Below are 23,973 nucleotides of genomic sequence, written 5' to 3'. Positions count from 1 at the left end.
GGTGTTTTTTTACGTAAAACAGTTCTTTAAGTCTAGTAACCCTAGTGTATAATAGTAATATGTTCCATTTATTTTCATCATATCCGTTTAGTATATAAGACTATATAGAGGTGGGCCGTCCATGCCTTTTTTCTCACGAAGCTCGAATCCAACCGTTGCTAAACCAAAACCAGCTCCTCCAGCGCAAAGCACTGCGCCTGCGCAGCCACAGCAATCACTTCAATCACCGGCTGTGAATGCTGGGCAGCTCCTGCAATTGCAGCAGACGGCAGGCAATCAGTCTACGAGTGCACTAGTAGGCGGGGCTGCGACTGCCCCTCAGAAGTCACCTAAAGATGTGCGAAAGGATGAGCTCAAAGCAGATCGTGATGCGCAGGTCACTGTCAAACCACAGCAGCTCTTTGATGGGCTTATTCAGCAAACGAGTCAGCRTATACATACGTTCTTAAATAGTGATAAACAAACAGCATCGCTAAGAGCCAGTCTGCAGGCTAAAGCCAAGACGGCGGTAGAAGCAAATATCGATCAGAACGGTGTAGCAGAGGCCCATGAGAAGGCTGATGAAAAGCTTTATGCTGCAGAACATGTAGCTGCAAAAGGCATCGTATCCGATACGTTAAAGAAATATGCGAGCGATACTGTCGTGAGCAAGCTTCCATCGAGCCAAAAGAGCCTGCTGGCGAATAAGTTCATTGAAGGCTATAACAAGACGGAGGCAAGGCCTGAGGTTCCTTTAGCTAAACAAGTGTTAGCTGCGAACGCACAGGCGACGAGGGAGGCAACTGCTGAAGCTGAACGGTTGTCTAATGTTTCTCTTGCACAGATTAAAAAAGATGCTGTGGACAAGGTTAAGCAAAGTGCAGCATTTCTCGATAGCAGTGTAGACGTTGGCGATTTGGGTAAAGCAGAAGTGGAAAATCGRCATCAAATGGATAGTACGCTTGTTCAGCCAGCTGTTATTAATACGGTTTATACGAATAAGCTGTATGAACCCATCAAGGAAGCTGTCGTTATGAAGCTCGGCGTAGGACGAGGCGCTTGGCGAAGATCCAAAGAACTTAATGCTTTTCGTCAGAAGATGAAAGATGCTGCGCGAGAGCAGTCGAGAACGGATATTGACAATCAATTGGACACGAATGCACTAACATCGGGCAAAACGCAGCTCGATAAGAAGTTTACCGGCATGATGGCAAAGAAGGAAGCACATGCAACCTCCAAGAGCTCTGTCGATGCAGCTATGACCACTGAGGCAGTCAATATCACGAAAAGAGTGCTGCCTGAAGGGGATATTAAGAAGCTGCTGAAAGAAGCAGCACAAACCTCAGCATATGGCGTAGCACGTACAAACGCTGCGGGTGTAAAAGTAAATGAAGCGGCTTTAGCTGGTGCTGAGAAGAAAGCGATTGAACTGCTGAAGAGCAAACAAACCGAAGCGGTGAACGCTGTTCGAAGCATTACGAAAGGCGATAAAAAGGTGCCAGGCTCGAAGCCGGATGCTGCGCAGCTTACGGCACTTGCTGAGAAAACGAAGGAGCAGGTTACGGCGGATGATATAGCTGGCAAAGCCATTAAAAAAACAGTAGAAGCTCCTACGCTAAACAAAGGGCTCTTCGTCATAGGCAAGGTGCTTGATCTTGCCGCGCCGAATATTGGCGACTCCAGCTCGTTCAGCTTTGATTTGAAAATACCCGTTCATGCTAGCGGCGTCTATGTTCTGTTCGGACTGGCTGGCTCGGTAGGCAGGGAAGATAAAGAATTAACGATGGCCGCTGAAATTACTTTCGGAGCTGGCTTCCAGTCGTTTGGCTTCGACGCCAATTTCCGTGCGGGCTTCTTCCTGGAGAGCATAGGAACAGATTCAGCCGGTGTCATGAATTTAACCTCGTACGGCATGTACAGGCAAATAAGAAACATTTCCGATAGGGCAGCGGATTATTTCTGGGGTATGGGAGGCAAGTCCGGAATGGCCGAGGTCGAAGAAGCAGAAATATGGGCAGCTATGATCGAGGAGCAGGAATTGCAAAAAGCAGACAATCATGTTGATATTGGTTTGATGTTTAAAGGGGAAGCTGAAGCGAATGCGGGGGTAGCCGAGATGGGAGCAGCCCTTGGCTACAAGTTCTTAGGCCGCTTTGACAAAGAAGCTCTTGAGAAACAAGCGCCTAACGGATTTGGCGGAGCAACGGATCTGACGAAGCTGAAGGAAAAGGCAGCAACCCTCCGCAGGGGTATGAATGTGCATGTTATGGAAGCATCTGCCGAAGCGAAGGTGAAGCTCGGCGGCAACGATATCTCCTTTGGACTCGAAGCCGCAGGCTCCGTAATCAACAATAATTTGAGATCGCTCGAAATTACAGCTAGCGGCTCTATTCCATTCCAATTCGGTGAAGATGCGGACGAATGGGTCAAGATTGCATCGAAAGTAGCGACACCGGTCGCAGGCTCGGCCAAAAATCTCGTTGGTTTCATCACTAGCAAAGTGAAAAAGGATAAGGATATGGCGGCGAAGGGTATAGGATCAGCTCTAGATACCGGGACGGATTTGTTATTTGTGGTTCCGCAATTTGAAGCAGCTGGCAAAAGCCTTGCCGAAAAAATCAAAGGCGATGAAACTGTCAATGATACAATTCGAGGTTGGTTAACGGGTGATTCAAGTGCGAGTGCGATTGATGAAGGCAACAAAATAGCGCTCGCAAGCTCTCTTGATCTGAGTATCGGGTTTGAAAAAAAATGGGATAAAGATAATAAGTCCAAGGGCTGGGAGATTGCACTAGAAGTTACGCAAACGAAGTCATTCGAAGTGGAGGCAGGCATCGTGAATGTAGCGGTAGAGAAGTCCAAGCGGCTTGGAAAGCTGAAATATGAACAGGATGCGAGTGGAGCAGGGTCCATTGCAGGGGAACTGGCGGGGCACGAAATAGGTTAACATTTGCTAGGAGTGATCGTAGTCATGTCCAATCAACAGAAGTATACGGGAGATACAAGCATTACTACAGAGCTGCCGATAAATTTCCATACGCTGACGGGAGAGTCTGTGCCTGCTGTCTTGCGGAAAGTTAATTTTCAAAGCTTCGAGGACTCGCTTTCTTGTCAGATGATGATCGAGGTTAGCGGCCAAACTTATCAGGATATTATGGAGAACGAGTGGTTTAACCTGTTCGCCAGCATGAGGACAGGCAGCAGCGCGGCTATGGATGATAATCAACCTGTAGAAGTTCATGTCGCGCTAAGGCCAAGCTTGACGAAGCTGGCTGCTCAGCACGGATTCGATGCAGAAGCTATATTTGATAGCGTGCGCTCAAGTACGGAGCCAACGAGCAAGCTGCTGAGCTTAGATCATACCRAGTGCTGGCTTGCGCTGGAATTAAAGCAAAGCGTTGTTTTGCCTGAAGCGTTGAAGGATGAAGGCGTCTTAAAGATGGGATTCAGGACGGCATGGGCTGCAGAAATGGATCAAGAAATTTCAGTACCCGAAGAGCCTTCTATTGCAAATGGGGCTTTAAATGAGCATATCACATCATTTCTAACGGACAATGAACTGAAATATGAGGTTATAGACGATCAACTGTATAAGCTTATATTTACTAGTAGAGGCGAAAGCTGGGTTGGTCTCATTCGGATTGAGGAGGTCCAGGATTATTGTGCGGTTTATTCCGTCTATCCGGAGCTCGTCCCTGAGCATCAGCGTGAGGAGCTTGCCTTGTTATTATTGAACGAGAACATGGACCTCCTCAGTGGCAGCTTCGAGCTGGATGATGAGGATGGCGAGCTAAGATTCCGATCCTCCTATTATGCCGGGAAAACGTATGATTCTGAGGTATTCAGCAGAATACTCGGCAATCACCTTGAAGCGGTAGAGTCTTATTTCTCTGAAATTCGTGAAGTGCTTAAACGCTAATATCATCGATAACCAAAGGGCTGTTTGCAGGAAGGGTGTACCCTCCCCTGTGCAAACAGCCTTTTTTGTGTTTATTTTGTATGTTGTTCGCGGTACTGAGCGGGTGAAATGCCGTATGTTTTTTTGAACAGGGTGAAGAAATAGGTTGTGTTGAGCACGCCGACACTTTCGCTGATGACTGCAATGGAATCATTTGTTGTCGTAAGAAGCCGTGTAGCTTCCTCCAGCCGAATTTTCTTTAAATAATCATTAAACGACAGCTGCGTATGGCTGCGGAACAGCTTGCCGAGGTAGCCGGAAGATAACTGTACGGTCTCCGCTATCGTTTCAATGCCCAGATCAGACTCGTGATAATGCTTATGCAAATAAGCGCAAACCGATTCAATCAACGTGTCTGTTTTGGTCGTTTGCTTCTTGTCCATCATGAGGCCGATAAGGGTACAGAAGTGACGAAGCAGCGAGTGAACCTCTTGAAGCGTTTCCTGCTTCTGCAATTGGTTAACCGTATCGTAATATTCTTTGGAATATTCCTGCATAATGGGCAACGCACCGTCAAAATCACGCAAAAGGGCGTTCAAAAGCTGATTTGCGCTGGAGATGGCTTGATAGTAGCTCATCTCGCCCAGCTGCTTCATAAACTGATCAAGTGCTTGATTGACCTTGTCATTGTGGTTTAAACGAAGCTCCTCGCATAGCTTCTTCTCAGCTGCTGCAGGGTACACACTTGCTTGCTGCATGACCTTAACAACCATAGCTTCATGAATAATAGCCTGATGTCCGTAGAAGAAACGATACTTGGCGTATTCCTGTGCCGATTCGAAGGAACGATCAATTTCATATTTGTCTTTAACCGTTTCTCCTAAGCTGAACGTAACCGTAAATTTGAAATAGCTGTAGATGATTTCTTGAATTTCGCCAAGTGTTAATAAGATATGCTCGGGCACGGAAGGCGAATCCAGAAACAATAAAATGGCTAGTGTCTGCTCATCGACAACGATTGTTTCGTTTTTCGCGTGTTTCTGAAGCAGCTCATTCGTAATATTACTGACAGAGAAGCGGAAAAGTCCCTGTTTCGTCTGATTGTTATGCTGCGCAAACTCCGTAAACCGATCAATTTGCGCGACGATAACGACATAATTCGAGCTGGTAAAATACTCATTAATCGCGGATTGGATCATATGTGTCGCAGATAAGTCATGCAGCGTTCCATGCAATAAATGCTGAAGATAGGTTTTCTTTAGCACCGGCAAAGACTGCTTCTGCTCCAGTTCAACCATATTCGCTTGATCAATCACGTTGGAGAAGGCCTCAGAGAGTAGTGCAAATTCATTTTGATTTTGCTCAGCAAGCGGTTTTTTGTTGCCCGTAACCTCATGCACTTTCTTAATTAGACGGCCAAGCGGATTGTACAGTTTATTTGTGGCAAAAAAAGCTGTTAATGCACCAAGCGCAATAATGACCATAGCAATCAAGCCCGTGAAGGTTCTCAATACGGAAATATCCGAAATAAGCAGTCGGTACGGCTTAACGCTGACAAAATACCAATTAAGCTGGTTTGATTTCACAAAGGTGACCAGCTGTTTCGATCCGTTCACTTTAGCTTTGAAATGCCCCGCATTCATGGACGAATTCAAAATTCGTTCGATATGGGGCATCGATGCGAAGCTTTGCATGAACTGGTTCGCATCGGTATGGGATAATACAAGCCCGTCTGCATTCATGACAAATACATCATCGTTAGCACTGCTAATCGCTTTGATCGTGTTCAAAATATACTGTTCATCCACATGGATGGTGATAGCTCCTTTGTATGCAGAGGTAAGCGCATAGTTTGGACGCAAAATCGCAGTGAGCACATGTTCCGGCTTGCTTGTGCTTGGAGCGTTTGGCATACGAAGCTGGTTTGCGAACAGCTCCATATACTGCAAGTGATTGATATCCGTAATTCGCTCCCTCTCCATATCATTTAACACATAGGTTGTCCCCGCCGTGTTCAAATACCGCTTCGTATGATCGTTATAAATGCCAATGTATTTAATGAACGGATAAGTGGACTGGATATCCAGAAGAATATCCATCGCGTCACGATCCTGAACATAATCATGTTCTTTATTCATCAGTACGGTGATGATTCGATTATTGCTTAACAAATGGTTGCCTATCGTTTCGATTTGCTCATGGACGATGCTGGAGGTATAGCTCGTTTGCTGCAGCATGGAAATGACGTTTTTGCTGATCGTCTCTTCCGTTTTGGAAGCAAAGAAAAAGTATAAGGTGCTGCTGACAGCTAGAACAGCGAGAGCGACGAGTAGGATGTAATAAATCAACATCTTGCGGTAAACGGAATAATTAAATAATTGCTTCCATTTCATCGGGCCTGTCTCCTTACTCCGTTAATAAATGAATCGCTTACATCGTTTATTTAGAAAACTTTAAAATACATCCTTCTTTAATGCAACGTTCTTTCGCTTTATTAGCAAAAATTGAAGGTTTAACTGATTTTTATAGTCCCAAAAAGCCTTGATTTTAAAGGGTTTATCAAGATTTTAACTATTCAGCGATACTTGCCGCGGCGCATACTGAAATCACCGAAAACAAACAAATCATCATGAAGGGAGATGCTGCTGTGAGTAAGGCTAAAGGTCAACGGCAAAAGCGATACACTTTTTTTACCGACATTAAGCGAAACAAGGTTTCATATTTGCTCGTCTTGCCGGCGATGCTTTACACATTCGTATACGGTTATATGACGCTGCCTTATATGGTTATCGCTTTTCAAAAGTTCAATTATACAAAGGGCATCTTCGAGAGCGACTGGGTAGGATGGAAAAACTTCGAGTTTTTCTTCAACTCAACGGCTGCTGCGATGGTCACTTGGAACACGATTAAGCTGAACTTTTTATCTATTTTATTTGGGACGATTGTCGCGTTGGCATTTTCTATTCTACTGAATGAAATTCGCTCACGCGTATTTAAGCGAGTATCGCAATCGACGCTGTTGTTCCCGCATTTCTTATCATGGATTATCGTCAGCTACATCGTCTACAGCTTGTTTGCAACCGAGCATGGCCTTATCAACAACATGTTGGAGACGTTTGGTTTTGATACGCACAATTGGTATTCCGATCCTAAGCCATGGACATGGATTTTGGTCGGGCTCAGCATCTGGAAAGAGACGGGCATGTCCGCCGTCATCTATTTAGCAGCGATTACAGCAATTGATGATTCCTTGTATGAGGCCGCAAAAATCGATGGAGCCAATCGCTGGCAGCAAATTAAATCCATTACGATTCCAATGTTGATGCCGACGGTATCTATTCTAACGCTGCTTGCGATCGGCAAAATCTTTTACTCCGATTTCGGAATGATCTACGCCATTATCGGCGACAATGGCATGCTTTATTCGACAACGGATGTTATCGATACGTATACGTTCCGAACGCTTCGTACATCGGGCAATCCTGCAATCGCAATGGCAATTGGATTGTATCAATCGGTCGTTGGATTTGTGCTTGTTCTATCTGCCAACTGGATTGTGAAGAAATTCAATAAAGATAGCGCGATGTTCTAAGGAAAGGAGGGAATGTGCTTGAAAAAAATAGATGTATTTCAAATCGTTAATACGATTTTTGTATTGTTGTTCGCACTGCTTTGTACGCTTCCCATCCTGCTCGTTCTCATCGTGTCTTTCTCGGATGAGGAGTCTATCCTGAGAAAAGGCTACAGCTTTATACCGGATCACTTTTCACTAGAAGCCTACAAATCGGTATTCGGCAGTAATGATCAGCTGCTGCAAAGCTATGGGGTTTCCATCGGCGTAACGGTTATTGGTACTTTAGCGGCAGTCGTCATCACAGGAATGGCCGGTTATATGCTTGCCAATCGACAGGTTCGTTACCGCAATCCAATCGCGTTGTTTTTCTTCATCACGATGCTCTTTAACGCAGGCCTTGTGCCTTGGTACATGATGAATGACCTTCTAGGGTTCAAAAACAATCTGCTTGCCCTTATCGTACCGACTTTAATATTCAGTCCCTTTAATTTGTTTCTCGTACGCAATTTCATGCAGGAGCTGCCTGAAGCTCTACTAGAGAGCGCAAGAATCGACGGAGCAAGCGATGCCTATATCGCATTCCGCATCGTATTTCCATTATCCTTGCCGGTACTGGCAACGATCGCTTTATTTTACGGATTAGGCTACTGGAACAATTGGTTCAACGCGATCATGCTGGTCGACAAAGAAAGCTTGTACCCTTTGCAATATTTATTGTATAAGCTGCAATCCGAGATCAATATGGTGAACCAGATGCAGGGCTTGGTCACTTCCAACATAACGATTCCAACCGAATCATTCAAAATGGCGGTAGCTATCATAACCATTGGTCCTATCGTACTGCTTTACCCGTTCCTGCAGCGTTTTATTATCAAGGGTCTTATCGTTGGAGCAGTCAAAGGATAGATATGTCGCCTTAGGGCCATATATAATTAAAGATTCAGAGAGGGGTTAATCAAGATGAACAACAGGAAGATGCGCTTCATTCCGGCAAGCTTGGTTATTGTTATGATGCTCGTTCTTATGATGGCTTGCAGTAATGCGGGAGACAAAGCGGGTTCAAATGGCAACGCCAGTGGAAATGAAGGAGATAACGCTGAAGTATTGCCGCTGAAATACGTGATTCCGGGTACAGCCAAACCTCATACCGATGAGGTTGTTCAAAAAGTAAATGAAAAGCTGAAGGCTGACGGCGTTAACGTTAAGCTGGAAATAAATTTTATCCCTTGGGATGCTTGGGATCAGAAAACCAACCTAATGCTGAGCACAGGTGACGAGTTCGACATGCTTCATGTTATGGAGAACAGCTCCGTCCCTACAGGCTCCTATGTTGGGCGAGGCGCGCTTCAGCCACTCGATGAGCTCATTGACAAGTATGGTCCAGAGCTGAAAAAAATCATTCCTGACTACGCATGGGATGCCGCAAAGATCGATGGTAAAATCTATTCCGTTCCGGCTGTATGGCGCTTTGAGACCTCAGGCAGCGGTGAGATGGGTACGCTTGGCTTCCGCCAAGATTTGCTCGATAAAGTAGGCATGCCTTTCCCAAAAACGTCGGACGAGCTTATCGCAACGGCTGAGAAGATGCAGCAAGCTTCCGACAAGAAATTATATATTCAAACGGAAACCGATGTTACGCCAGTATTTTTACACCGTACGTACGATTCATGGCCATTTTTTGTAGATTACCGCGAACAAATCATTAAGGTTGATCAAGCGGGCAATATAAGCTCGTGGCTCGAGAGTGAAGAATTCAAAAAGGATGCAGAGTTTTTCCGCCAGCTTTATGAGAAAAAGCTGATTAACCCTGATATTTTGACGTATAAGAAGGAAGAGCGCGACAAAGCCATGACACTGGGCGATTTTATTTACAGTACGAACGGCGCTTTGTACTCTTCGATCGCAATTGCGAGAAATAATCCAGAAGCAAAAGTAGGCGAGGGTTATTTGGCAGAAGAGAAACCGCTGCTTCAATACTTGGCATTCGGAAATACAAATGCAGTTCCAATTACATCGAAGCACCCAGAAGCAGCTATTATGTTCTTGAACTGGCTGTACAGCAACAAGGATAATCACAACCTGTTCCTATATGGGGAAGAAGGCACGCACTACAAAGCGGTAGGCGAGCGTACGGCAGAATTTATTCGTGACGCGAATGATGAATCGTATTATTTTGATTCGTGGATGATCGGCAACATTAACTACATGTTGTTTGATGTTAAAACGCCGGAAGATTATTTGAAAATGCAAACGACAGAGCCATCGAATCCAGTTGAATTCTCACCAGTTCTTGGTTTCCGCCTAAATACGGAGCCGATTGCTGTTGAATATGCGAATGTGCTATCCGAAGTGAAATCGAAGATCATTCCAATTAAAATGGGCGTGGTATCCTATGATAAATACTTCCCGGCAGCTCTTCAAAGCTTAAAGGCTGCTGGATTAGACAAGGTTGTCGCTGAATATCAGAAGCAATTTAAAGAATGGCAGGCACTCCAGAAGTAAGGTTAGCGATGGGTAAAACAAAAAGAAGGAGGGCAGCTGCCCTCCTTCTTCTTGTTTGTGTATATTAGTAAGCTAGTGCGAACAAACCGTGAATATGCGACAGGTAACGAACGTTGCTTGCTTCCTTCATTAGGGAAGCAGGCAAGCCCTTAAGCTGAGTTGCGTTGCCTCCGATTGTACCTACGCCATCTTTGCGGCCAAGGCTGCCTAGTGTTCCGGAGAATACAGGTACAAACTTATCCATAACTCCGCCTTTGATTTGAACCGCTAGGTTGTAGCCTACCGTTTCGCCCATTTGCCAAGCAAGCTGAGCTGTTGGAGGGTAAGGACGTTCGCTGCCTTCTGGGAATACAACTGCGCAGTCGCCAGCAAGGAATACATCAGCATGTGAAGTCGATTGAAGCGTTGGTGTAACAAGTGAACGACCACGGTCTTCTGCAAGACCGCTGCTGCCGACAACTGGATTACCTTTAACGCCGCCAGTCCAAATGATTGTGCTGGATTCAATCGTACGTCCGTCTTTAAGCGATACGGAGCTTTTTGTCGCTTCTGTAATCGCTACGCTAGTGATGAAGTTAACGCCGCGTTTCTCAAGGCTTGTTACAGCGCGGTCGATCAATACTTTCGGGAAGATTGGCAGAACGGCAGGGCCGGCTTCTACGCAATAAAGCGAAATATCATTGAAGTCGATGCCTTTGCTGCGGCAAATCTCAGGAAGTCTGTCAGCGAATTCGCCAACAAGCTCAACGCCAGTCAAGCCGCCGCCGCCGACAACGATTGTTGCGTCAGCTTTGTTGCCTGATTTTTTGTAAGCGTCAAGACGATCTTCAACATGCTTGCGGATTTTGTTAGCATCAGCAACGGATTTAAGAACAAGGCTGTTCTCTTCCAATCCTGGAATGCCGAAGTAGTTCGTTTCACTTCCAAGTGCTACAACAAGAGTGTCGTACTTTTGCACTTGTCCGCTTTCAAGAACCACTTGCTTCTCGTTAGGTTTAATTTCTTTAACCGAGTCAACGATGATGTTAACTTGTTTGTCGCCTAGAAGCTTGCTAAGCGGTAGAGCAACCGCTTGCTCAGCAATTGTGTCCCCAGCAAGTCTGTGCAGCTCAGTAATGATTTGGTGAGTTGGAAAACGGTTTACGATTGTGATGCTAGCTTCTGCTGCAGTCAAATGTTTGCGTGCTGTTAGAGCAGTAAGAAGACCGCCATAACCGCCACCAAGAATTAGTATTTGCTTCGACATGTTCATCCTCCGTTCGTTCTATACGTATTCGGTGTATTATACTTTATCGTTTTTGCGTTCAGACAAAACACTAAGGAAAGCTTGAGCGAAACGAAGCGTTTTTTGAACTTCCGGATCTTTAAGCATTTTCAACATAGCGAATAGGCCAACAGAAGAGTTAGCCGCTTCTTGCGAGCGCTCGCCAGCTTCAATAGCTGCTGTTGCGATACCTTTTGCTTTCTCTTGAACCGGTTTAACGAATTCACCGATACCTTGAGCGAAATCGTTGATCAACACTTTGTCTGTAGCGATGTTTTGTGCAAAATCATAAGCTTTGGTCATTAGAGTAACCATTTCAGCTAATTTAGGCAGGCTGTCCACGAGTACAGTTAGAGACTCTTGAACCTCCGGCTTCATCAATTGATCAAGTACATCCAACGTTTGTTTTTCTTCGACGAGGCTAGCTGCAACCTCTTGTCCAGCAGATGGTTGTGACATAATAGAATGTCCTCCTTTACGTAAATTTGAAAGTAAGTTGTAGTCTCAATTGTGTCAGCCGCTAAAGCCTAAGATGCATCCTGAAAGATTGTTACACTTTTCACATAGTTACTCGAAAAATGTTTATACGGACGTAACAGTCTTATTTCTGCATGAGGCAGAAGGATGTGAATGCGCGTATGACGTAATCGGATTAAACCCTTTGTTTCTATTCTACATCGTTTTCACCAAAAGTTAAAAAGAAATTTATTGCTTTCGGTAAAAAGATTTGGAATATTGCTGGCATTCAGGCATATAGCTGCTGTTCGTTGATTAATCATCCAATTTATGGATATTAAATTGGATGATTTAATGTGATTTCAAACGCTTTATCGTTCAACAAGCGTAAATGAAGCGCAATTCAGTTATGATAATAAAAAACAATGATTAAAAACATACATAAAAGGAGTTTTAATATGCAGCCCTATACGCAAAGAGTCGTATCCATTATTAAGGCGATTCCGGAAGGCACCGTAATGACCTATGGGCAAGTCGCAGAGCTGGCTGGCAATCGCAGGGGGGCAAGGCAGGTTGTCCGTGTTCTGCATTCGCTAAGCGGCATTTATAATCTTCCCTGGCACAGAGTTGTTAATGCAAAAGGGGAGATATCGATTCAAGAGGAGGAATCTCGTTACATGCAGATCTTTTATTTAAAAGAGGAAGGTGTTTCAGCGAGCGAGGACGGGCGAATTGATTTGGAAAAATACCGCTACAATCCGGAAAGAGAAGAAGAAAGATGACCTTGCCCGGATGAAAATTATGCTTCTTCGCGGTTAAACGGCTGCGATTAACTTTTTCTAATGAGGCCCCATTTGAAACCCCGTATCCGAACCTTTATTATGGTATAGACCATTCGGAAGGGAGAGAAAGAACATGACATCAGAAATTACACCGGGAAACGTTAGAAACTTCACTGTTTCCACCGAAATCTTTTATAACCAAAGCTTGGATATTTATTCGCAAATGATTTATATCGTACTCAGCTCAAGCACGGCGGATTCCGCATCGCTCACCTTAGACGAGGTTGCCAAAAAAGGCCGTATGACGACAAAACTTGCAATAAAAGCGATGCAAGCCTTAGTTGACGAGCAGCTAATCCCACATAAATTGTTCCGTAAAATGATCGGTGAATTCCAGGATGATCGCTTATCTTGGGCAGCCAAAGGGCTGCTCACGTATTGCAAGGAGCATAAAAACATTACATTGCCTGAGCTCTTAGCACTATCAGATCAATCTGGCGAGGATGAGGTTAGCATTCGGAAGGCATTGATGGAGCTGGAGAGAAACGGTTATTTAGAGGAATTTACGGAATTGAACAAACTGATGCACGGATAATCGAAAGAATATGAAAAAAGCCATCAACGTCCTCAGCAAACGGAAGCTGCGTTGTTGGGCAAATATAAGCTAAGTAGAAGCAAATAAAATATTTCCTTCTATTTTGAAAGAAGCAGGACCTCCACAGCTGTTGCGCTGTATAGGTCCTGCTTCTTTTTTTGTTTATTGGCGGTCAATTATACAGCACTATTCTTTCGTTAATTTCTCTAGAATAGCGTCGCCTTTTGTTCCAACCATGACATACGCAAAGCGGGCATTTTGCTCCGTTTCCAGCCCAGTGCCTTCGGGTACAAAATAAGATTCTATGCCGTACTGGATGTTTCTCCAGCCGCTAGTGGAACCGTTAATAATGATTTCCTTGTCAGCTAAAGGCTCACCTTTTTTATATAAACGATCCAAGTTGTATACGCCGCCCGCACCTTGTTGAAGCACGACCTTAATTCGGCTGTTGCTTGGACGTCTTTCCAGTTCCTGAGCGATGTGATCTGGCGGTGCCGAAATATTGTATTGAAGYGCTACATAATCGCCTTGCAAAATGGATCGTGGATCAAGCGGCACGATGGCCAGCTTAATCGGAGTGCCGCTCGAGAGCAATATTTCGCTTACTGCGGCATGGTAACCGACATAACCGAGCTGCAGCACTACCACGATAGCAATGAGAGCGGGGCTTCTGCGCAGCAATCGGCTGAATGAGTCTGCTTGCTCAGATACTGCTGCGCGTGTTCTATAGGCGTAAATATAAGTAGCTGCTATGATAATCACGCCAAGCAGAGCGAGCGTAATCGACTTGTGCAATAACGTCCAGAACAAGTCGTAATATTTGAACGCAAGGAAGATGAACCAGAATACGAAGCTAATTGCTGCTTCAAGAGCTTGGCTGCGCCTAACAAATAGAAAGGCTGCGATCGTAACTACAATGAAATTCAATATATTAAATAGCTCATATGAGTAAGGGAAAATGTTATCCATGAAGGTTAGCCAAAATAGAAGCAGCAAAGTAAAGAACCAACCGCATTCTCTTACATGAATCTTGAATGCGCCTTCCCTAAGCAGATGGTGACTTGCGTAAATGACTGCATTGAGCGACGTTACGATGAACACGATGAAGGAAGCCGCATTATGAACAGATCCAAATAACTGAAACAGAAGAATAGCGATATTGATATTCAGTAAGGTGTAGATAAAGAAATGCGGTACCCTTCCTTGCCATTTGAACCATCCGACAAGCAGTACCGCTATGAAAAAAATAGACAAGGCTGAAGTATCAATCCAAGCGGTCGAGATAAGTCCAGCTATATATCCAATCGTAAGCACGGTGTAGCGTACAGCCGTATTTAAGCGCGTCAGCAGCAGTGTTGGAATAATAAACAGCAGTGACAGGACAAATAAAATGTTTTCGGGCGGGACTTCACCAGAGGCTAATAGTACTAAGCCTACTAAGGAGATACTGCCAATCAAAACACCGATTACGGTAACGATTGTGAATGCGATTTTGCCAACAAGAGTGCTCTTATGTTCTTCTGATGGATGGGATGCTTGGTCAGCTGGGTCATTAGAGCTTGACTGATGCTTGCCGAGCTTGTTTAAGTAACGGAAGAAAAAGACGTTGGCTGTAAGTAATAAAGCGACAAAGAGGAGTCCAAATATAAAAAATAAGGTGGAATAATGCTCGGACATCAGCTCAAAATATTTAAATACAGCGAAAGCGGAAGCAGCCAGCGCGTTAAGGGTAAGCATCATTTTGTCCAGACGCACTTGGGCGAAATAATAGAATCCGAACGCGATTGCCGCAGCGCTTGCGACGTTCATCCATGCGCCATAATGTTCGTATAGATCGGAACTTGTCAAGACGAGCAAAGAAATATGAAAGACAATAAAGCTAATATATTTAAGCGGCGCTGATGCGAGACGTTTGGCTTCTATTAATGCGAATAAAATAAGATTGATAAGCGCAAATAACCAGCCAATCAGCAAAATTTCTTGGTCGCTATGGACGATGGAATACGCGCTTGGGAAAAAGTATTGCCACAGGGTTAGATGAACGAGTATATAGGCAAGGATATAAAAAGGATTAAAGCGGGTAATGAACGCAAGCAGCAGGGCAGGAATGGACCAGACGAGAAACAGCTCATAGGTGTCTGCATGCGAATTATATATTTGATTTAGAAGGGCAACCGCCACGCCAAACGCGACACAGCCGCCGACTAGAAAAGTAACAGACAAAAAATAGTGATGCCCAAGCATTATTTTCATTTTGGAAAATACGAAAGCAGCGCCATAGAATAACACCATGATGCCGGCAGACGCGAGAATTTTATCGGCGCGGACCAGGCCGCCCCAGTTCGCCGCGAAGAAATAGATGATGGAAGCAAGCAGAAGTGAAACGCCCATTAGAAATCCAACACGCGCAACATTTAATCGAAGCATAGCACTCACAAGCCTTTCTAGTTGATCTGGCTTTTATTATAATGACCCAATCCAAAGTGAACTAGTACTCACTTTTTGTAGTACTGCCTTGCTTAGAGCGAAGCAAGCTCTTATACGATATAACCCGATTTAGCGGTTGATCTAACAAATAATTTTTGAAAGCTGGGCTGTACAAAGGTTTATGAATCAAATGGGCCGTTAATATGCTATTCTTAAGGTTACGAAAGATTTAACTACTAAAGTGCGGAAGAGGTCTATAGATGAGTGAAATAAAGTTTGCGGATTATGCGTTAAGCCAAGAAATCGTTCGAGCGTTGGAGAGTTTGTCCTACGAAACGCCAACGGAGGTGCAGCGCGAGGTTATTCCGGTTGCGCTTGAGCAAAAGGATTTGGTCGTTAAATCACAAACAGGCAGCGGCAAGACGGCAGCCTACGGTATTCCATTATGCGAGCTGGTTGATTGGAACGAAAACAAGCCTCAGGTGCTTGTGCTGACGCCAACGAGGGAGCTGGCACTGCAAGTCAACGAGGACATTACAAATATCGGCCGCTTCAAGCGGATCAAATCGATGGCCGTCTACGGTAAAGCGCCTTTCCATATCCAGAGAGCCGAGCTTAAGCAAAGAACGCATATGGTCGTAGGGACGCCTGGACGCGTACATGATCACATTGAGCGTGGAACACTTCCCATCGAACGAATCAAATATTTAGTCATCGACGAAGCGGACGAAATGCTGAACATGGGCTTTATCGAGCAGGTACAAGCTATTATTGGGCAGCTGCCTACGGATCGAGTGACGATGCTGTTCTCTGCAACGTTCCCTGAGGATGTAGCTAAGCTAGCGCATAGATATATGAACACTCCTGTACAAGTAGAGATCAAGGCAGAGGGACTTACGACTGCTACGATTGAGCACTCGGTTATTGAGGTGAAGGAAGCAGATAAGTTTAAGCTGCTCCAAGACGTGATGATCGTCGAAAATCCGGACAGCTGTATTATTTTTTGCCGGACACAGGAGAATGTGGATCAAGTGTTCAGACAAATGGCGGAGCTCGAATATCCGTGCGACCGCATCCATGGCGGCATGGAGCAGGATGAGCGTTTTGAAGTAATGAATGCGTTCCGCAGAGGGCAATTCCGTTATTTGGTTGCAACGGATGTTGCAGCTCGAGGCATTGATATTACGAATATTACGCATGTCATCAACTTTGATATTCCGCTGGAGAAGGAAAGTTATGTTCATCGTACGGGCAGAACGGGACGGGCTGGCAAAACGGGTAAAGCGATCACCTTCGCAGCATCTAAGGATGCAAGGCGCCTAGCTGAAATAGAAGGCTACATCGGATTTAGCATTAACAAAGCGAAGGCGCCATCCGAAGAAGCGGTTGACCTTCGCAGAGAAGATTTTGAACAGAAGCTCAATATTGGTCCTGTTCTCAAAAAAGACAAGCGCGAGCAGCTGAACAAGCAGATTATGAAGCTTAACTTTAACGGCGGCAAGAAAAAGAAGCTTAGAGCGGTCGATTTTGTCGGAACCATTGCCAAAATAGAAGGCGTGTCCGTGGAAGATATTGGTATTATTACGATTTTGGATAATGTTACCGATGTTGAAATTTTGAATGGCAAAGGCTCGCTAGTGCTGGAGGTTATGCGAAATACGACAGTGAAGGGCAAGCAGCTGAAGGTTCGCAGAGGGAATAAGTCTTAACTAACAGAGCGGATTCAAACTAGGGAAATAAAGCGGAATCCTCCATGAAACAAGATAGGGGGATCATCGTGGAAAGCTTCATCTATCAGAATGTATTGCTGGTCGTGGCAGCTATCGTGCTGATTGCCTTGCTGTCCATCGTATATGCAAGCTGGCGGAACGGGATATCGCCTATGCCTTCCTCAGCGCCGGTACGGCGCGTTGTAGTTGATGAGATCAGACGGCTGCAAAGCCGCGGCGTTATGGTGGAGGCGGGCTCTGGCTGGGGTACGCTCGCGCTTCAAGCGGGGAGAACCAGCAGAAACCTGCGAATCATCGGGATCGAAAATTCAGTTATCCCCATGTGGATATCTTTTATGGCTGCGAAACTCGAAAATCGAACGAATGTATCGTTTAAAAAGGGCGACTTGTACACATATTCGTACCGGGATGTGGATATGGTTGTGTGTTACCTCTATCCGGGCGCGATGCGGCGTTTAGGTCTTATTTTTCACGAGCAATTAAAGCCGGGTGCACATGTCATAAGCGTATGTTTTGCGCTGCCGGACTGGGAGCCTGAGCGTACTCTTATTTGCCGTGATATGTATCGGACGAAGGTATATGTATACAAGGTAAAGTAAACATCATAGAAGGAGGAGCAAATGATGGAGATGGAATTGAAGGAGCAATTTGGCCGCATCGATATTTATTTATTTGATCAGCTGCTAAAGGGATCACTGACAAAGGATATGCGCATTCTTGATGCAGGCTGCGGCTCAGGGAGAAACCTAACGTATTTGCTTCGCAGCGGCTATGACGTATTTGCAATCGATCGATCAGAGACGGCTATTCAAGAGTTGCAGCGGTTAGCGGACTTGATAGCTCCTAAATGGGCGAAAGAGCAGGCACGCGTGGAAGCGGTAGAGCAGATGAGCTTCGCCGATGCCAGCTTTGACTTTATTATTAGCAGCGCGGTTCTGCATTTTGCCGATAATGAGGAGCATTTTGATCAAATGGTTGACGAGCTCTGGCGCGTGCTTAAGCCAGGCGGGAAGCTGTTCGCTAGGTTGGCCTCCTCCATTGGCATGGAGTCCCGTATGCAGCCGCTTGGTGAAGGACAATATCTGCTTCCTGACGGAAGCAGACGTTTTCTGGTTACGGAGGAAAAACTGCTTGGAATGACGGCAAAGCTGAGCGGGCATTTATTCGAGCCGCTCAAAACCGTTATCGTGGCAGACAAACGCTGCATGACTACTTGGTGTGTAGAAAAATCAGGCTAACACGCTTGATTACAAATGAAGCCACCAAATACCAGCGCATTCGGGCAGGTGGACGAGCTTGTCCCGCGCTACCCTGTCTGCTAATTCATCGCTAAAGAAGAAACGTGTTAATTGCTCCGCTTGTTCCACATTGTCAAAGGCATAATCCGTTCGTATCCATTTGTGCGAGAAACCATAATCCTGCTCGAGTGCAGCGTAATATTTTTTCAAAAAGTCAGGCGGGTTTGGTGTTTCGAAGCCAGTGCCCATCGTCTCAAAAATAATAATGGTTCCGTTACCGCGGAGCACACGTYTCATTTCGCTCATAACCTGCCGTATGTTCTGCTCCCAGTTCGGTAGATTATCGCTGCCTAAGTAACAAATACTCCAGCCGGAAACGATGAGATCCGCGCTTTGGCTCGCAAGAGGCAGCTCGCGATGATCAGCAGCCTGCGTTCTCCAATTCGTATAGCCAGCAGAGCGTAATCGTTCTGCCGCTACGTGCAGCATAGGTTCAAATGCATCAAGCGCAACAATCGTTTTGGCCTGATCGGCTAGTACGGCAGTCAGTCTGCCGGAGCCGGCACCAAGATCTACAATATCCAATCCTCTAATTGGTCTTATCTCTTCGATCCAATGCTGCACGCTCGGCTGCTTCGCGATTAATTCATGATAACGCGCCGCTTCCTCCTTATAAATCACATCATGGTCTGGCATTGCAATTCCTCCTCAGTAGGGTTCAAAATGATTCATCCCTAGCTTAAAGGTATACGTAACGGAAAGGTCAATAGCCATGTTCTAAACGGTTCACGTGCGACCAAGCTTCTATTCAGCAGTCACAAATGTATATTCACTTAGGTTATGGATTACGTCATCATTTATGGCAATATCCAGCTGCTTCAACGCGAGTAAAACAGAGCCGACTACAGGCGGGAATTTAGGCTGAACAACGGTGTAGCGCTTGTTGTTTCCTTGCCGAAGCTGCTCGCCCAGCTCGCGAATAAAATAAGGGCTGTTTGCAACGCTGCCTGTGAAGGTAACAGCAACCTCATCACTATAGAAGGAGGCAGCAATCATTTCAATGCCTACCTTGATTTGATCGATGGCACGGCTGCACACGCGGATAGCGAGAGAGCTACCACGTTCGGCGGCTTCTGTAACCGCAGGAGCGAACTTCCCAAACTGCTTATCTCGTGCACGGCGATCATCCACAAAGCCTTTTTTGGCTATATCAGCAAGCTGCTGGGCCGTTGAAACATCCCAATGAACAAGCATGGCTTCGCAAAGCTCACGGTCTGTATCATCACAATTGCCTGCCAGCATCTCATATACAGCGTCATAGGCAACAAATCTCGCTGCGCTAGCTGCATAATGGTGAAAATCATAGTTGCGAATCAATTGTCCGTCGTCCGTCATGCCTACGATAATCGAGCCCGTTCCAGCGATAACGACGATGCCTTGTTCGCCCATTAATGCGCCTCTATGAGCCGAGACCGCATCGTTCACATGCCACATCGGGCAGTTAAGTCCCGGAAGCTTTGTTAATGTCTGAATCCATTCGAGGTCAGATGGCGAATCGAAGCCTGCAATGCCGGCAACCAGTGCCAGCGCATGTTCAGGAGTTCGGCCAGCTTGCTGCAGTGCTTGGGCGATAGCGCCTTGCACATTTTCTGCTGCCATCTCGTCTTTGTAAATAGAGGCGGAGCCTCGTTCCAAATAAGAAAGCACATGTCCTCTATGGCTGCAAACCATGACGCGGGTATGAGTTCCTCCGCCGTCTATTCCAATCACAACCTGCTCTTCTTGCATATACATAGGCAGCTCTCCTATTCGTAGTGGCTTGTGAGGCGTCGAACGAACGCTTGGTCAAACTATCGCATTATTTTACCTCAATTTACCATATAGAGGAAGTGGCGGATTACAAAAAGTGAGAATGGCTTGCTTAAATACGCAGCGATAGCTTCGTTGTTTATATTGCGTTTAAACAGGCAAGGTAAAGTAGGAACTGTAGTGGAGAGAATAGAGAGATACAGGAGTGATACTGATGAAAAATAAAAATAGCAACGTTAAGCGATTCATAGGGCTGATTATGGAGACGAATCCCCCGAAGATGATGCTGTCTATTGCGGTTATTTTGAGCGTCATTACGACGCTAGTTAGCTTGACCATACCCCTATTCACGAAAAATATGGTTAATGGCTTCTCGCTGGGGTCATTGAGCACGGGGCAAATTGTCTGGATGGCGGCTGTCTTTATCGCGCAGGTTGTGTCTGGAGGCGTGTCTGTTTACCTGCTGCATTACAGCGGCAATAAGATCGTCTCGTCTATCCGGGAGCGGTTATGGAGCAAGCTGCTGCGCTTGCCAGTCCCGTATTATGACAACAAATCCTCCGGCGATACGATTAGTCGGCTGACTAATGATACAGCGCTGCTAAAGGGTCTTATTACGGAGCATGTAACTGGTTTTTTCACAGGCATTTTGTCCATTATCGGTGCATTGTCGATTCTTTTCTATATGAATTGGCAGATGACGCTTATCATGTTAACCGTCTTCCCTTTGGCCGCACTCATTATGGTGCCGATTGGACGGAAAATGTACAGCATATCCAAATCCACGCAGGCGGAGAACGCAAGATTTACTTCCGTCGTAAATCGTGTGGTGTCGGAGATTCGGCTGGTCAAAGCATCCGGCTCCGAGCCTGCTGAATATGAGCAAGGACGCGTCGGCATTCAGAATTTGTTTGGTTTTGGTTTAAAGGAAGCACGCATGCAGGCGCTTATTTCGCCAATCGTCACTTTTATCATCTTATTGCTGCTGGTATGCTTAATCGGCTTTGGCGGTGTTCAAGTATCATCAGGTAAGATGACTGCGGGTGAATTAGTCGCCTTTATTATGTACCTGTTCCAAATCATGCTGCCGATTACGCAGATCTCACAATTTTTTACGCAATTTCAGAAGGCAATGGGCGCGACGGACAGCATTATTGGTATATTAGAATCCGATGAAGAAGATCAAGATAATGGCAAGGAAGTAACTCAGATGGACCAGACCTTGCAGGTGGAAAATGTATCGTTTGCCTATAAGCCCGATGAGCCAATCCTGCGGGATGTGAGCCTGACGATTGAAGCGGGCAAAGTAACGGCACTGGTCGGCCCGAGCGGCAGCGGCAAAACGACGCTATTCTCGCTGCTGGRGAGGTTCTACGACCCGACATCCGGGGCGATTAGGCTTGGCGGAACGGACATCCGAGACGCGTCTCTGCGTTCATGGCGCAGCCAGATTGGCTACGTTTCGCAGGAGAGCCCGATTATCGCAGGCACGATCAAAGATAATTTATGCTACGGTCTGACGCATGAGGTGACGCAGCAGGAAATCGAGCAGGCTGCACGAATGGCTTATGCAGACGGTTTTATTGAAGCATTGCCTGAGAGCTATGAAACCGAAGTTGGCGAGCGCGGCATTAAGCTGTCGGGTGGTCAGCGTCAGCGGATTGCCATTGCAAGAGCGCTGCTGCGTGATCCGCAAATCCTTATGCTCGACGAAGCGACGTCTAATCTCGACAGCAAGTCAGAAGAAGTGGTGCAGGATGCGCTCAAAAATCTCATGATCGGACGGACGACTGTCGTTATCGCCCATCGCTTGTCGACGGTTGTTGATGCGGATTCGATCGTCTTCCTAGAGAAAGGCGTCATTACCGGGGTAGGAACGCATGATCAATTATATGCTAGCCATACCATGTATCGAGAATTCGCTAATGGACAGCTTCGAGTGAATAAAACGGCTTCTTAAGTAAGCAGAGAAGAGGGTGGAGAAATGGGCTATGTGCTGATTGCAGACGATGATCCGCATATTCGTGAGCTGGTTCGTGTTATTTTGGAGAAAGAGGCATTAAGCGTGCAGGAGGCTCCGGATGGGCAATCGGCGCTTGCTCAAATGGAAGTCTCTCCGGCAGATATGGTCATATTGGATATTATGATGCCGAATATGGACGGCTGGGAGCTGTGCCGTGAGCTGCGGGAGCAGTACGATATTCCGCTGCTCATGCTGACGGCCAAGGGAGAAATGGGCGATAAGGTACGAGGGTTCCACCTCGGAACGGACGATTATTTAGTAAAGCCGTTTGATCCCGCGGAGCTGACTGTCAGAGTTAAAGCGCTATTGAAGCGATACCGAATCGCGGTGTCGCAGCAGGTTTCCGTAGCGGAGATCATGCTCGATCGGCAGACTTATGAAGTGAAGATTCATTCGGATTATACGACGCTTCCTCCGAAGGAATTTGAGCTGCTGTTCAAGCTCGTTAGCCATCTAGGACGTACATTGACACGCAACCAACTGATCGAAGCAATTTGGGGCTATGATTTTGACGGCAACGAACGAACGCTGGATGTACACATCAACCGGCTGCGTGAGCGTTTTGTCGCTTGGGAGGTATCGATTAAGATCAGTACGATCCGTGGACTCGGTTATCGGCTGGAGGTACTTCAATGAATCGTAAAATGTCAAAATGGGAAGTTTCACTGCGTGTTGTAGGAGCTACGTCGATGGTATTCCTACTGAGCGGAAGTGCCTTCTCGCTGGCCTATTGGTTGACGAAGTGGTTTTACACGAGACATGAGGTCCGCTTTCCTGAATATATAGTGCAGCTGGTGAACTGGGGACTAGGCATTTTATTTATTATTGTGCTTTTCGCTATCGTTAATTTGGTGATACGACCGAAGCAGAGGGAAGTTTGGGTTGAAATGATCGATGCGCTAAAACGAATGGCAAAGGGAGATTTCAACGTGGCCTTGGATCGTGACAAGAAATTTCATGGCCAATTCGGGGACGTTATCCAGTCCATCAACGATATGGCGCATGACCTGAAGCAGGTAGAGCTGCTTCGCCAGGAATTTATTTCTAACGTATCGCATGAAATTCAATCACCTCTGACCTCGATACGCGGATTTGCGAGCACGCTGCAGCGCGAGGACCTTAGCCCTGAGGAGCAGCGTCATTACTTGTCGATTATTGAGCAGGAAACGACACGGTTGTCCAAAATTAGCGACAATCTGCTTAAGCTGACAACGCTCGAATCCGAGCAGCAGCAGCTGGACACGAAGCGATACAGGCTCGATGCGCAGCTTGAGAACATTGTACTCGCTAGCGAGCCTCAGTGGCTGGACAAAGCACTTGAACTTGAACTGGAGCTGGAGGAAGTAGAAATTTCGGCGAGCGAAGAGATGCTTAGTCAGGTTTGGGTAAACCTCTTTCATAATGCGATTAAATTTACACCTGCCAAAGGGAGCATTAAGATTGTACTGGAGCGCCTAGGCGATGAGGTCAAAGTAAAGATTACAGACACGGGTATTGGCATTTCTTCGGAGGATCAGCTCCGCATCTTTGAACGTTTCTATAAGGGTGACAAGCAGCGGACGAGAACGGCTGACGGCAGCGGATTAGGCTTGTCGATCGTCCATAAAATCGTTGAGCTCCACCACGGCAATATTCGTGTAGACAGCAGGTTGAATGAGGGTTCTTCTTTTGAGGTGACGCTGCCGCTTACTTAGCA

At 46.0% G+C, this 23,973-nt stretch carries 19 protein-coding genes; 13 read left to right on the top strand and 6 right to left on the bottom strand.

Going from position 1 to position 23,973, the window contains the following annotated elements; genetic code table 11:
- Positions 1-121: 121 nt before the first annotated feature.
- Both AB4Z17_RS04970 and AB4Z17_RS04965 read left to right on the top strand, forming a co-directional pair.
- A complete protein-coding gene (locus AB4Z17_RS04970) occupies positions 122-2,926 on the top strand; it encodes a hypothetical protein (protein WP_441958494.1) in 2,805 nt (934 codons plus the stop codon).
- Between the two features lie 24 nt (positions 2,927-2,950).
- The gene (locus AB4Z17_RS04965; protein ID WP_441958492.1) at positions 2,951-3,898 is read left to right on the top strand and encodes a YbjN domain-containing protein; all 948 of its coding nucleotides are present in this window, start codon (positions 2,951-2,953) and stop codon (positions 3,896-3,898) included.
- A 71-nt stretch (positions 3,899-3,969) separates the two neighbouring features.
- Here AB4Z17_RS04965 and AB4Z17_RS04960 read toward each other — a convergent pair whose 3' ends face one another.
- Positions 3,970-6,270 carry a helix-turn-helix domain-containing protein gene (locus AB4Z17_RS04960; protein WP_441958491.1) on the bottom strand — a complete coding sequence of 767 codons (2,301 nt, stop codon included), beginning with the start codon at positions 6,268-6,270 and terminating at the stop codon, positions 3,970-3,972.
- Positions 6,271-6,524: 254 nt separating this feature from the next.
- On the opposite strand from AB4Z17_RS04960, the gene AB4Z17_RS04955 reads away from it, so the two are divergent.
- The 3 genes from AB4Z17_RS04955 to AB4Z17_RS04945 are packed head-to-tail and all read left to right on the top strand — an operon-like array spanning position 6,525 to position 9,953.
- The gene (locus tag AB4Z17_RS04955) at positions 6,525-7,469 is read left to right on the top strand and encodes an ABC transporter permease (protein WP_441958490.1); all 945 of its coding nucleotides are present in this window, start codon (positions 6,525-6,527) and stop codon (positions 7,467-7,469) included.
- A gap of 18 nt (positions 7,470-7,487) precedes the next feature.
- The gene (locus AB4Z17_RS04950; RefSeq protein ID WP_441913011.1) at positions 7,488-8,357 is read left to right on the top strand and encodes a carbohydrate ABC transporter permease; all 870 of its coding nucleotides are present in this window, start codon (positions 7,488-7,490) and stop codon (positions 8,355-8,357) included.
- Positions 8,358-8,411: 54 nt separating this feature from the next.
- Positions 8,412-9,953, top strand: coding sequence for an extracellular solute-binding protein (locus AB4Z17_RS04945; protein WP_441958488.1), 1,542 nt, complete (start codon positions 8,412-8,414; stop codon positions 9,951-9,953).
- A gap of 64 nt (positions 9,954-10,017) precedes the next feature.
- On the opposite strand, the gene AB4Z17_RS04940 is transcribed toward AB4Z17_RS04945, so the two are convergent.
- Both AB4Z17_RS04940 and AB4Z17_RS04935 read right to left on the bottom strand, forming a co-directional pair.
- Positions 10,018-11,199 carry an NAD(P)/FAD-dependent oxidoreductase gene (locus tag AB4Z17_RS04940; protein ID WP_076266432.1) on the bottom strand — a complete coding sequence of 394 codons (1,182 nt, stop codon included), beginning with the start codon at positions 11,197-11,199 and terminating at the stop codon, positions 10,018-10,020.
- A 36-nt stretch (positions 11,200-11,235) separates the two neighbouring features.
- Positions 11,236-11,676: a DUF1641 domain-containing protein gene (locus AB4Z17_RS04935; RefSeq protein WP_054025638.1), complete on the bottom strand. Its 441-nt coding sequence runs from the start codon at positions 11,674-11,676 to the stop codon at positions 11,236-11,238.
- Between the two features lie 455 nt (positions 11,677-12,131).
- On the opposite strand from AB4Z17_RS04935, the gene AB4Z17_RS04930 reads away from it, so the two are divergent.
- Both AB4Z17_RS04930 and AB4Z17_RS04925 read left to right on the top strand, forming a co-directional pair.
- On the top strand, positions 12,132-12,455 hold the full coding sequence (locus tag AB4Z17_RS04930; protein ID WP_441913006.1) for an MGMT family protein: 324 nt from the start codon (positions 12,132-12,134) through the stop codon (positions 12,453-12,455).
- A gap of 133 nt (positions 12,456-12,588) precedes the next feature.
- Entirely contained in the window at positions 12,589-13,050 is a 462-nt protein-coding gene (locus tag AB4Z17_RS04925) for a hypothetical protein (RefSeq protein ID WP_441913005.1), read from the top strand.
- A 186-nt stretch (positions 13,051-13,236) separates the two neighbouring features.
- Here the strand turns inward: AB4Z17_RS04925 and AB4Z17_RS04920 are convergent, their stop codons facing one another.
- Positions 13,237-15,477: a GDYXXLXY domain-containing protein gene (locus AB4Z17_RS04920; protein ID WP_441958486.1), complete on the bottom strand. Its 2,241-nt coding sequence runs from the start codon at positions 15,475-15,477 to the stop codon at positions 13,237-13,239.
- 260 nt (positions 15,478-15,737) lie between these two features.
- Between AB4Z17_RS04920 and AB4Z17_RS04915 the strand changes: the two genes are divergently transcribed.
- The 3 genes from AB4Z17_RS04915 to AB4Z17_RS04905 are packed head-to-tail and all read left to right on the top strand — an operon-like array spanning position 15,738 to position 18,445.
- A complete protein-coding gene (locus tag AB4Z17_RS04915) occupies positions 15,738-17,186 on the top strand; it encodes a DEAD/DEAH box helicase (protein WP_441913002.1) in 1,449 nt (482 codons plus the stop codon).
- A gap of 44 nt (positions 17,187-17,230) precedes the next feature.
- Positions 17,231-17,806 carry a class I SAM-dependent methyltransferase gene (locus AB4Z17_RS04910; RefSeq protein ID WP_441913000.1) on the top strand — a complete coding sequence of 192 codons (576 nt, stop codon included), beginning with the start codon at positions 17,231-17,233 and terminating at the stop codon, positions 17,804-17,806.
- 21 nt (positions 17,807-17,827) lie between these two features.
- Positions 17,828-18,445, top strand: a complete 618-nt coding sequence (locus AB4Z17_RS04905) for a class I SAM-dependent methyltransferase (RefSeq protein WP_441912998.1) — start codon at positions 17,828-17,830, stop codon at positions 18,443-18,445.
- Positions 18,446-18,454: 9 nt separating this feature from the next.
- Here AB4Z17_RS04905 and AB4Z17_RS04900 read toward each other — a convergent pair whose 3' ends face one another.
- Positions 18,455-19,141 carry a class I SAM-dependent methyltransferase gene (locus AB4Z17_RS04900; RefSeq protein ID WP_441958484.1) on the bottom strand — a complete coding sequence of 229 codons (687 nt, stop codon included), beginning with the start codon at positions 19,139-19,141 and terminating at the stop codon, positions 18,455-18,457.
- A gap of 108 nt (positions 19,142-19,249) precedes the next feature.
- Complete coding sequence (locus tag AB4Z17_RS04895; protein WP_441958482.1) at positions 19,250-20,239, bottom strand: N-acetylglucosamine kinase; 990 nt, start codon at positions 20,237-20,239, stop codon at positions 19,250-19,252.
- Positions 20,240-20,468: 229 nt separating this feature from the next.
- On the opposite strand from AB4Z17_RS04895, the gene AB4Z17_RS04890 reads away from it, so the two are divergent.
- Genes AB4Z17_RS04890 through AB4Z17_RS04880 form a run of 3 tightly spaced genes read left to right on the top strand, consistent with a single transcriptional unit; the run spans position 20,469 to position 23,971 of the window.
- The gene (locus tag AB4Z17_RS04890) at positions 20,469-22,214 is read left to right on the top strand and encodes an ABC transporter ATP-binding protein (protein WP_441958480.1); all 1,746 of its coding nucleotides are present in this window, start codon (positions 20,469-20,471) and stop codon (positions 22,212-22,214) included.
- 24 nt (positions 22,215-22,238) lie between these two features.
- On the top strand, positions 22,239-22,913 hold the full coding sequence (locus tag AB4Z17_RS04885) for a response regulator transcription factor (protein WP_441958478.1): 675 nt from the start codon (positions 22,239-22,241) through the stop codon (positions 22,911-22,913).
- A complete protein-coding gene (locus tag AB4Z17_RS04880; RefSeq protein ID WP_441958476.1) occupies positions 22,910-23,971 on the top strand; it encodes a sensor histidine kinase in 1,062 nt (353 codons plus the stop codon). Before AB4Z17_RS04885 ends, AB4Z17_RS04880 begins: the two co-directional genes overlap by 4 nt.
- Positions 23,972-23,973 lie beyond the last annotated feature (2 nt).

The sequence above is a fragment of the Paenibacillus sp. TAF43_2 genome (genome assembly GCF_052113545.1).
Lineage (GTDB): Bacteria > Bacillota > Bacilli > Paenibacillales > Paenibacillaceae > Pristimantibacillus.
Note: the sequence above shows the minus strand (reverse complement) of the source record. Positions and strands in the feature narration are given on the sequence as shown.